Consider the following 10,601-nt stretch of genomic DNA (forward strand, 5'->3'; position numbering starts at 1 on the left):
TGTTTTAACGCTACCATTCGATAAAATAGATGCAACTTTTTACGCTCAACACTGGCGACAACACGATGAGCGGAGTATGATAGGCAGTATCCGAGTAATTTAGTCAAGTATAGTCCGTTTTATGATCTCTATTTCTGAATCTGCACAATCTCATTTTGCTAAACTTTTAGCAGACCAAGCTGAACAAACTAACATTCGTGTTTTTGTTGTAAATCCAGGTACTTCGCAGGCTGAGTGTGGTGTTTCTTACTGCCCTGAAGACGCCGTTGAAGCGACTGATATTCGTCTACCATTTAATGGTTTTGATGCCATTGTTGATGCTGAAAGTGCCCCTTTCTTAGAAGAAGCTGAAATCGATTTTGTAACTGACAAAATGGGTACTCAGTTAACACTTAAAGCACCAAATGCAAAAGCACGTAAACTTAGCGATGATGCGTCATTACAAGAGCGTGTACAACACATGCTTGAAACTGAAGTGAACCCACAGCTCGCTAACCACGGCGGCCAAGTTAGCCTAGTAGAAATTACTGCTGATGGCATTGCAGTACTGCAATTTGGCGGTGGCTGTAACGGTTGTTCAATGATTGATGTCACACTAAAAGAAGGCATCGAAAAAGAAATGATTGCCAAGTTTGATGAAATCAATGGTGTAAGAGACATCACTGATCACCAATCTGGTGAGCATTCTTACTACTAACCGGTCTCTAAAGCATGCTTAAAAAGTGGGTATTTCGCTTAGGTAGCGACCCCAAGTTAAGCTTAAAACGCTTTCTTCGCGGCCTAGCACTCTTTGTGCTAGCCGTGATTTTTATTGCCATAGGCTACTATGGACCCGCATTTTTTCAATTAATCGGCTTAGTCGTATTAGCAATAGCTTTATTCTTTGCTGGTTGGGGTTACCTAGGCATTTTTGCCAATCGGTTTGCGCAAGTTTTAGAACGCTCATCCCCAAAAGATCATGACCCCGATTTGTGGAAATAATTTACTCTAATAATTGCTGGTTGTTGACAATTTTACGGTAGCGAAACCAAAGAGTTAATCCGCGCATTAGCATGAAGCTGGTCATCGCAAACCATAAACCATGATTTTGCCAGCTACTCACTAACCAAAACAGCCCGAAAAAGCCCACTACAGCACTAAATAGCATAGTGTTACGCATGTCTTTGGCACGGGTTAACCCCACAAATACGCCATCAAATAAGAAACACCCCATCGCCGCAATAGGCAATATAATTACCCAAGGCAAGTAATCTGTTGCCATTTCAATAACTTCTGGAACATCGGTAAGTAAGCGAATAATAGCCTCGCCAAATAGTAAAAATATAAGGCTATAAAACAGCGCAAATAACCCGCCCCAAAACAAGCTCAAGTTAACCCATAATTGAATCTGCTTAGCGCTGTGCTCACCTTTAGCCTTGCCGACCTTTGCCTCACTCGCATAAGCAATACCATCTAGTGCAAAGCTCACCAACATTAAAAAGTTTAGCAAAACAGCATTGGCTGCCAAGGTTGTTTCGCCGATACGTGCGCCATAAAAAGTCATAAAACTAAAACATAATTGCAGTGCTAGTGAGCGAATAAAAATATCACGATTTAAGCTCACTAAATCAAGTAACTTAGCAACACTTAACCAGTCTTTCACAGCAAGGTTAACACCTTGTTTTTTAGCTAGTTGTGCAACTAACATAAGTGCAAAAGCAAGCGCAATATAATCAGCAATTAAAGATGCCCACGCAGCTCCTGCAACGCCCCAATCAAGAAACACTACAAAATAAATATCAAGCACGATATTGGTTATGTTAGTAATAAGTAATAAATAAAATGGCCCCCGGCCATAATGCACTCCTAACATCCAACCAAGCAACACCAAGTTACATAAGGCGGCAGGTGCACTAAAAATACGAATCGAAAAATAGCTATTTGCTTGTTCTAAAACAGCTTCATTGGCATTTGATAAATATGCCATTAAGGATTGAATAGGTATACTCAGCGCTATTAATAGCAGCGCAACCGCTGTTGCTAGTAGCAAGCTGCGCTTTAATAGCTCAGCAAGTAAGCTGTGATCGTGTTTTCCATAGGCCTGTGCAACCAAACCTGTGGTACTCATGCGTAAAAAGCCTGCTAGCCAAAATAATAACGAAATAACTGCTGAACCGAGTGCTATACCAGCCAAATAGTGAGCGCTTCCTAGATGACCGATTACAGCAGTATCAACTAAACCTAACAGTGGCACGGTAATATTTGATAAAATCATCGGACCGGCTAATAACAGTAAACTTTTATGGTGTGCCTTATGACGTTTAAGAAAATGTTTCATGTAGTATTTGCAGTCCTGTTAGGTTTATCTTTGCGTGCCCATGGCGCAGTCATTCTACAGTATCATCACGTCAGTGAAAGCCTTCCTGCGGTAACCAGTGTCAGCAGCGAAACATTCACTGAACACATGCAATATTTAAAAGACAATAACTTCAAAGTTATTCCATTAAATGACCTCATCACCTCGTTACAAGCGGGACACCCTTTAACAGATAAAACTGTCGCTATTACCTTCGATGATGGCTATAAAAACAATTACGAAGAAGCTGCTCCTATCTTAGAAAAGTTTGGCTATCCGTATACTATTTTCGTAAACCCTGAACTTATTGATGAAGGCAAAAGCTATGTGATGACCTGGCAACAGCTAAAAGAGCTATCAAGTAAAGGCGCCTTAATTAGCAACCACACGCAAACTCATAATTACTTGCATCGCAAACAGCCAGACGAAACTGAGCAAGCATGGCTTGCGCGTACTAAGAACGACATTCTATCTGCCCAGCAGCGCATAAAAGAAGAAATTGGTCATGATTATAAATACCTTGCTTACCCTTATGGCGAGTTTAATAATTCATTACAGCAGTTAGTTAAATCACTCGGGTTTGTTGGTATAGGTCAGCATTCGGGTGCTGTAGGGATCCATTCTGACTTTACTCGATTACCACGTTTTCCGGCATCAGGCTTTTATTCAAAGCTTGATACGCTTGCCACTAAACTCGACTCACAAGCATTCACTATCAAACAGCTTACCTACTCAGATAGTGTGACAGACGAAAACCCACCTAGTTTAACGATGCAATTTGATATGCAAGATTTTCATAAAAGTCAGTTTGCTTGTTATGTTTCAGGTATTGGCCAAGCAGATTTAGCTTGGCTTAGCAAAGATACGGTGAAGATCACCTCACCTGAAAAACTGAAAAAAGGTCGCTCTCGCTTTAACTGCACAGCCCCTTCAATCGCGAAAAAAGGCAGCTATTATTGGTTTTCACAACCTTGGGTTATCACGCAGTAATAGCCTGTTTCAGCATTTGTGCCGTCACTTTATCAAGGCGCACAACTTCATGAGCCGCATTGAGCTCCACTGCGGCTTTTGGCATTCCCCACACCACTGACGACAATTCATCTTGTGCAATTGTATAAGCACCCGCTTGTTTTAACGCCAGTAAGCCTTGAGCGCCATCACTTCCCATACCGGTTAGCAATGCTGCAACAGTTACTTTAGGGCAAGCTATAACAAGTGAATTAAACAACACATCGACAGCTGGACGATGGCGATTTACCAGCTCATTAGCATCGAGTTGGCAATATAGAGCGCTGCCTTTTTTAACAACACTTAAATGCTGATCGCCCGGTGCAATATAAGCCCAACCCGGCTTTAATTTATCACCCTGTTCAGCTTCTTTGACGTTAATTTTACACGTTCGATCCATACGCATCGCAAATGAGGTACTAAATACCGGCGGAATATGCTGAGTGATCACTATAGGTGGGCAATTTTCTGGCATACGAACCAGCACTTCTTTAATTGCTTCGGTTCCCCCTGTTGAAGCGCCAATCGCCAAAACAGCATTCTGTTTAAACTGCAAAGAAGTTAAAGATTTATCATCTTCCACCTTTTGCGCTTTAAAGGTACGTACTCTGGCAGAAGCCGCTGTGCGTACTTTTTGTTGTAATAAGTGAGCGTAGCGTTGAATATTTTCTGATACATTTGCAGTTGGTTTTGCAATAAAGTCGACCGCACCAATCTCTAGTGCTTCAAGTGTGATTGGCGAGCCTTTTTGAGTTAGGGTAGAGATCATCACAACAGGCATAGGACGTAGGCGCATTAAATTTTTTAAAAAACTCAACCCATCCATTTTTGGCATTTCTATATCAAGTGTTAATACATCAGGATTTAGCCGTTTAATAGAATCTCGTGCCTGATAAGGATCTTCTGCAACACCAACAACCTGAATATCATCGGCTTGTTCCAGTACTTCCTTGAGCAAACCACGGATCAAAGCAGAATCATCAACAATGAGTACTTTGATCATATGCGCTCCTAAAATAATTCAATATTCGTTTCAGCATCTTGATGCTCAATATCGTGTAAGTATTTAATTTCACGTTTTTCAAGCTTATCAGAATGTAATTCACGCATTTTTTTCACCTGCGCTGAACCTGTTTGTGGATTAAATAATACTTTTCGAGGCCAAGGGCCACCCACATCATGAGATACTAAATCTAATCCTTCCTCAAGTATATAGGCATTTGCAAAACGAATATTGCCTACTCCTATGTCTGTCATTGAGCGAATAATTTTACCGCCACCGAACAGTTTGACTTTTAAATTACGTTTTGAAGCACCATTTTTCAAGATTTCATTGATCAGATACTCCATTGCCCAGTTACCATAGCGACAATTTAAGCTATGTGCATTCGCTGGGTCGACCCCTTTTTCCATTGGCAACATAAAGTGATTCATGCCACCTATGCCGAGTCCTTCATCATAAATACATGCGGCAATACATGAACCAAGCACCGTGGTAATCAGTTCATCTGTTTTTGATACATAAAACTCGCCAGGCAAAACCTTTGCGACCACTTTTTGTCTCTGGTTATCCCAAAATCGTTTAACATGCTCGAAACCAGGTAACACAGGTTTAAAATGATTGCTCATAGACCACCTTTTAGATAAATCGTCTGGCCTAAATTCTTAAACTCTTTGTGATCCTTACCCAGTGTTTCCGAATGCCCCAGGAATAAATGGCCTGAGTCGGTCAGTAGGTCATAATAACGCTTGAACAGCGTATCTTTTGTTGGTTTATCAAAATAGATAACCACGTTTCGGCAAAAAATAACATCAAATGGTCCCTTCATTGGCCAACCTTGAAGTAAATTTAACCTTTTGAAAAATATGTTTTTTTGTAGCTCTGGCTTAACTTTGTATAACTGCCCATCATGACTTTTTAAAAACCAGCGCTTTAGTTGAGCTTTCTCTAAACCATTAACATTCGACGCTGTGTATGTTCCCGCTTGAGCTTTGGCTAATACGTTCGAGTCAAGATCAGTGGCTAGTATTTTCACATCCCAATCAGAAGGAAACAAACCACTTAATGTCATTGCAATAGTGTATGGCTCTTCCCCCGTTGAACACCCAGCAGACCAAACACGTACACGTTTATGCTTAGCATTACTCACAAGTAGTTTTGGAACAATGGTGTTTTTTAAGTAGTTAAAGTGATGAGGCTCACGAAAAAAAGACGTTAGATTAGTAGTTATCGCATTAATAAACTCGCTAAACTCTCGTTCTTTATTTTCTTCAAGAAAGTCTAAATATTCTTTAAAGCTTTTTAGTTTATGATGTCGGATTCGTCTGGCTAAGCGCGAGTAAACCATCTCGCGCTTATGTTCGGCCAAAACAATGCCACAAGCATCATAAACTTGCGACGAAATAGCTTTAAAGTCACTATCTGTTAATAAAAACTCTTTCATGTTTTTGACCCTGCAGCCTAGACATTAGATACACTACATAACCTAGTTTTTTCTGTTAATAGGGAAGAGTATTAGAACTCTTCCCATTCATCGCTAGGGTCAACAAAGTTATTGCCTTTCGGTGCTGGACGTACAGGCGAGTTCGATTGCTTAGCCGCAGGTGCTGCACTTACTCGACTCGAGACATCTACTTCTTCTTTCGATAACGAGAAGAAGTTTAATAAGCGTCGCATGTCATTTGCTTGTTCTGCCATTGATTCCCCTGCCGCAGATGCTTGCTCAACTAAAGCAGCATTTTGCTGAGTCATCTCGTCCATTTGTGTAATTGCTTTATTAACTTGCTCAATGCCAGAGCTTTGCTCTTCTGATGCTTGAGCAATATCAGAAATCATCGCAGTCACTCGTTGCACCGCTGTAACAATTTCTTGTAATGTTGAACCTGACTCATTAACGAGTAATGTACCGTCTTCAACTTTTCCAACACTGTCTCGGATCAATTCTTTAATTTCTTTTGCAGCCGCTGCAGAGCGCTGCGCTAGATTACGAACTTCACCTGCAACAACTGCGAAGCCTCGACCTTGCTCACCTGCACGTGCAGCTTCAACAGCAGCATTCAATGCGAGTAAATTTGTTTGGAAAGCGATTTCATCAATAACACTAATGATATCTGCAATTTTCTTACTTGATTCGTTAATTGCAGACATACTCACTACAGCACGGTTTACAACTTCACCGCCTTTTTGTGCTTTCGTGCGTGTTTCTTCTGCCAGCTCGTTCACTTCTTTTGCGTTATCCGCATTTTGGCGAACCGTACTGGTCATCTCTTCCATACTAGATGCTGTTTCTTCAAGTGATGAAGCTTGCTCTTCAGTTCGTTGACTTAAATCAGCATTACCTTGTGAGATTTCTTCTGCGCCACTTGCAACCAGAGTTGCTGAGGTATTAATGCGATTAATCACTTCAGTAAGCTTATCAGCCGTGGCATTTGCATCACGTTTTAGCTTCTCAAATGAACCTTGGTAGTCTTGCTCAATACGTTTTGATAAGTCACCATTCGCCATGGCATCCAGCATATTGCCTGTATCTTTAACTGCATCATCAACAATGCTTACAAGGCTATTTAAACCTTGCGCTAACCGTAAGAAGAAGCCTTGTTTACCCGTCTCTTCAACACGGGCTTCTAAGTCACCTTTACCTGCAGCAGAAACAAGACCCGCAATCTCTTTTTCAATCGCGACTTCAGCCGTTCTATCTTCCCACTCAACAACAGTACCAATACGCTCATTTTCAGGAGTGAAAATAGGGTTCGCAACCAAACCAAAGGTGCGACCACCGACTTGAATTTCCGTACTGTAAGTACTGCTTAATTTAGCTAGCATGTTGCGTTGATGTGCCGGATTTTTGTGAAATACATCAATATTTTGACCAATCAAATTATTGCTGTTGAAATTCGGCAAGTCTTTCCGTAAATCACTTTCTGCGATTTTCATCATATTAAGAACGGCCTCGTTCATATAAATGATGTTATTCCCAGAGTCTGCAATCATAGTGTTAGTAGCTACACGGTCAAGTGCGCGACGTACGCGCAAATTCTCTTCCGCTTCACGTTTTTCAGCTTCGGCTTTATTCACTCGATCAGTGATATCTTGCCATTCAACAATTGTTCCTAAACGCTTACCTGATGCACTTAACCAAGGCGTTGCAATCAGGCTAAAAATAAGACCAGCCAAACGTAACGTTGTTTTATAAGGTTCTTTTAATGATTTCAATAACTCACGTTGATGGCTTGGCTGTTTATGAAAATCGTCAACACATGTACCGATTAAGTTAGACACTGAAAAGCTTGGCAGCACTGTCTGTAAGGTCGACTCGCGTGCTTGTAGCATTTGTTTTACTTGCTCATTCACGAATATAATTTTCAGATCGTTATCGGCAATCATCACATTCGCTTGGCATACTCGTAATGCATTAGACAGATCAGCATCACGTTTCGATTGTTTTTCTAACTCTTTCTGTGCGGAGATATCGGTTGCAAATTTGATGACTTTGATGACATTGCCGTTACCATCAATAATCGGGTTATATGTGGCTTGAATCCAGATTTCTTTGCCACCTTTACCAAAACGTTTGAATTCGTCAGAAATAAATTCACCGTTTCGTAAGCGCTGCCAAAACTGCTGGTACTCAGGGCTTTTTGATTCATCATCAGCGACAAATATAGCATGATGTTGTCCCTGAATTTCTTCAAGTCGATAGCCCATTACGCTTAAAAAATTAGCATTGGCTGTAATAATCGATCCTGTCGGCTGAAATTCAATTACTGCAAGCGACTTGTTTAGTGCCGTAACAATTAAATCATTGTTCGACTCAACATTTTTAGGACTGCTAAACCAACCCATACCCTTCACCTTCTTGTTAATCTACCCAGTTAAATGTCCATTGTTTTTTGTAGGTCCAATAGCGCAACCATTTTCTCACCCACATTGACCAAACCCGCAACATATTGCGCATTATCTGAGTCTGACAAATGCGGCACCGCTTTAGCTTCATGCTCAGCAATGCTATAGACATCCGAAACAGCATCGACAACGATGCCCATAATTTTACTCGCGTTTTCTAACTTTACTTTTAAAACAATAACAACAGTCAATGGCCCATACTCAATGGCTGGAATACCAAAGCGAAGTCGCAAATCGATAATAGGCACTATGGTGCCGCGCAAATTGATTACCCCTTTAACAAAATCAGGGGAGTTAGGGATTACAGTGATCTCTTCCCAACTGCGAATTTCTTGCACCGTTAAAATATCAACTCCGTACTCTTCTTCAGCCATAAAGAAAGTTAGAAACTGTTTTACATCTTGATTTTGTTCTAAATTAAGCTTGTTATGCAGGTCATCGTGCTGTGCTATCATGATGCCTCCAAATTCGCTTTTGACTCGATGATTAATTCTTGGCTGCCAGGTTTTCTCAGTCCTGACAATTTAATTAAGCCACTAATATCCACAATTAATGAAACTCGACCATCGCCCAAAATTGTTGCCCCTGAGACACCATCTACTTTTTGATAATTAGCCTCTAAACTTTTTATAACGACTTGTTGTTGCGACAATAAGTCATCAACTAACAAGCCCACTTTTTGGTTATCGCTTTCTACAACCACCAGCAAGGTCTTATCCAACGTTTCAATCGCTCCTTGGTGATTAAATATGTTGTACAACCGTAAAATAGGAATGTATTCATCACGTAAGCGCAATACGTCGAGATCTTTCCCAACTCGGCTAACTTTTGTGATATCTATTTGCAGTGACTCGATAATCGAAATCAGCGGAATAATATAAGTGTGCTCGGCAACACGTACTAATTGCCCATCGAGAATTGCCAACGTCAATGGCAAGCGAATTGTAAAGGTTGAACCAACACCTGGGGCAGATGACACTTCAACAGAGCCACTCAGTGCTTCAATATTGCGACGTACAACATCCATACCCACACCACGGCCAGACAAATCACTCACTTGATCTGCGGTGGAAAAGCCAGGTAAAAATATAAGCTCATTAACTTCATTGTCAGATAAATCATCTGATTCTGAGATCAGACCATTTTTAATCGCTTTTTCACGTATTTTGGTAGTATTTAGGCCTTGTCCATCATCCATAATCTCAATCACAATATTACCACCTTGATGAAACGCATTAAGTGTCACTGTACCAACAGGATCCTTACCTGCCGCAACACGTTTATCTACGGTTTCTAAGCCATGATCAAGAGAGTTTCTTACGAGGTGGACCATAGGATCAGACAGCTTTTCCATCACTGTTTTATCAAGCTCGGTTTGTTCACCAAGTAGTTTCAATTCAACCTGTTTATCAAGCTTTTGTGAGATATCTCGAACCAAGCGCGGAAAGCGACTAAATACAAAACTAATCGGTAACATGCGAATACGCATGACGTTTTCTTGTAAATCACGTGTGTTATGTGCCAATTGAGCCAAACCTTCTTGCAACGAGGCGATCGTTGCTTCGGTTATCTCCTGCTCACCAAGCTGGCTTAACATAGCTTGTGTGATAACTAACTCACCCACCATATTGATGAGTGAATCAACTTTGTCGATACCAACCCGTATAGACGTTGACTCTGCATTTGCGGTCGCCGTTTTTACTGGCGCCGCTTTTTTAGCATCAGTACTTGCTTTAGCAATCGGTTCAACTGTGTTGGTGTTCGTTTCCTTTGCCGGCTCACTTGCTGATGATGGCTCTACCTCAGCACCAAACAAACCCCCACACAGTGTAATAGAGATATCGGCATCATCTTCGACCCACTCAAAGATTTCTTCAATACTGCTTTGCTCTTTGTCTGTGGTTAAGAAGAATCGCCAGGCTAAAAAGCAATCTTCTGGTGCGTAATTAGTAATGTCGGGAATACCATCTTGAAAAGCATGTGTTTCAAGCTCACCAAGTTCAGCTAACTCGCTGATCATATAAAGAGGTTCATTACCCGTTTTGAATAAATGATGATGGGGTTTAAAGTCGATTTGGTAAGTATTAAAGCTGCTTTCGGCAACTGTTTCTTCGACTTGTTCCGATGCCTGACTCGCTGCACGCATACCAAGGATTTCTTCAAATTTTATTCGAAGTTCATCCGCTTCCGCTAAATCAGGTTGTTGTTCAGCTTGTAAGGCTCTGAGTAATGCACGTAAACAATCGACTGACTTTAGGAGTAAATTAACATGTTCCGCTGTTGAACTAAGCCGCTACGCGGAGATCCTATTCTTATAATTTGAGCCACACTTACCTTGGGGTTATCCCATAACTT

At 41.1% G+C, this 10,601-nt stretch carries 10 protein-coding genes; 3 read left to right on the top strand and 7 right to left on the bottom strand.

Annotation, left to right across the window (positions count from 1 at the left end; translation table 11 throughout):
- The first annotated feature begins 121 nt into the window (after window positions 1–121).
- Both nfuA and QL229_RS15475 read left to right on the top strand, forming a co-directional pair.
- A complete protein-coding gene (nfuA, locus tag QL229_RS15470) occupies window positions 122–697 on the top strand; it encodes a Fe-S biogenesis protein NfuA (RefSeq protein WP_063702428.1) in 576 nt (191 codons plus the stop codon).
- A gap of 14 nt (window positions 698–711) precedes the next feature.
- Window positions 712–981 (top strand): hypothetical protein, encoded by a 270-nt coding sequence (locus QL229_RS15475; RefSeq protein ID WP_281547151.1) that lies wholly within the window; start codon window positions 712–714, stop codon window positions 979–981.
- A 1-nt stretch (window position 982) separates the two neighbouring features.
- Here QL229_RS15475 and dinF read toward each other — a convergent pair whose 3' ends face one another.
- Complete coding sequence (gene dinF, locus QL229_RS15480; RefSeq protein WP_281547152.1) at window positions 983–2,317, bottom strand: MATE family efflux transporter DinF; 1,335 nt, start codon at window positions 2,315–2,317, stop codon at window positions 983–985.
- On the opposite strand from dinF, the gene QL229_RS15485 reads away from it, so the two are divergent.
- Window positions 2,294–3,325 (top strand): polysaccharide deacetylase family protein, encoded by a 1,032-nt coding sequence (locus tag QL229_RS15485; protein WP_240704480.1) that lies wholly within the window; start codon window positions 2,294–2,296, stop codon window positions 3,323–3,325. The genes dinF and QL229_RS15485 overlap by 24 nt on opposite strands.
- Here QL229_RS15485 and QL229_RS15490 read toward each other — a convergent pair.
- The 6 genes from QL229_RS15490 to QL229_RS15515 all read right to left on the bottom strand — a co-directional run bounded on the left by QL229_RS15490 (window position 3,315) and on the right by QL229_RS15515 (window position 10,392).
- Window positions 3,315–4,346: a chemotaxis response regulator protein-glutamate methylesterase gene (locus tag QL229_RS15490; protein WP_135922896.1), complete on the bottom strand. Its 1,032-nt coding sequence runs from the start codon at window positions 4,344–4,346 to the stop codon at window positions 3,315–3,317. The two genes, QL229_RS15485 and QL229_RS15490, sit on opposite strands and share 11 nt — an antisense overlap.
- 8 nt (window positions 4,347–4,354) lie before the next feature.
- A complete protein-coding gene (gene cheD / locus QL229_RS15495; RefSeq protein WP_135922897.1) occupies window positions 4,355–4,972 on the bottom strand; it encodes a chemoreceptor glutamine deamidase CheD in 618 nt (205 codons plus the stop codon).
- Window positions 4,969–5,787 (bottom strand): protein-glutamate O-methyltransferase CheR, encoded by an 819-nt coding sequence (locus tag QL229_RS15500; protein WP_135922898.1) that lies wholly within the window; start codon window positions 5,785–5,787, stop codon window positions 4,969–4,971. Before QL229_RS15500 ends, cheD begins: the two co-directional genes overlap by 4 nt.
- 71 nt (window positions 5,788–5,858) lie before the next feature.
- A complete protein-coding gene (locus QL229_RS15505; RefSeq protein ID WP_281547153.1) occupies window positions 5,859–8,186 on the bottom strand; it encodes a methyl-accepting chemotaxis protein in 2,328 nt (775 codons plus the stop codon).
- A gap of 29 nt (window positions 8,187–8,215) precedes the next feature.
- Entirely contained in the window at window positions 8,216–8,701 is a 486-nt protein-coding gene (locus QL229_RS15510; protein WP_135922900.1) for a chemotaxis protein CheW, read from the bottom strand.
- Window positions 8,698–10,392 (bottom strand): chemotaxis protein CheA, encoded by a 1,695-nt coding sequence (locus tag QL229_RS15515; RefSeq protein ID WP_281547154.1) that lies wholly within the window; start codon window positions 10,390–10,392, stop codon window positions 8,698–8,700. Before QL229_RS15515 ends, QL229_RS15510 begins: the two co-directional genes overlap by 4 nt.
- Window positions 10,393–10,601 lie beyond the last annotated feature (209 nt).

This window comes from Pseudoalteromonas sp. PAR1 (genome assembly GCF_947311895.1).
Classification (GTDB): Bacteria; Pseudomonadota; Gammaproteobacteria; order Enterobacterales; family Alteromonadaceae; genus Pseudoalteromonas; species Pseudoalteromonas lipolytica_C.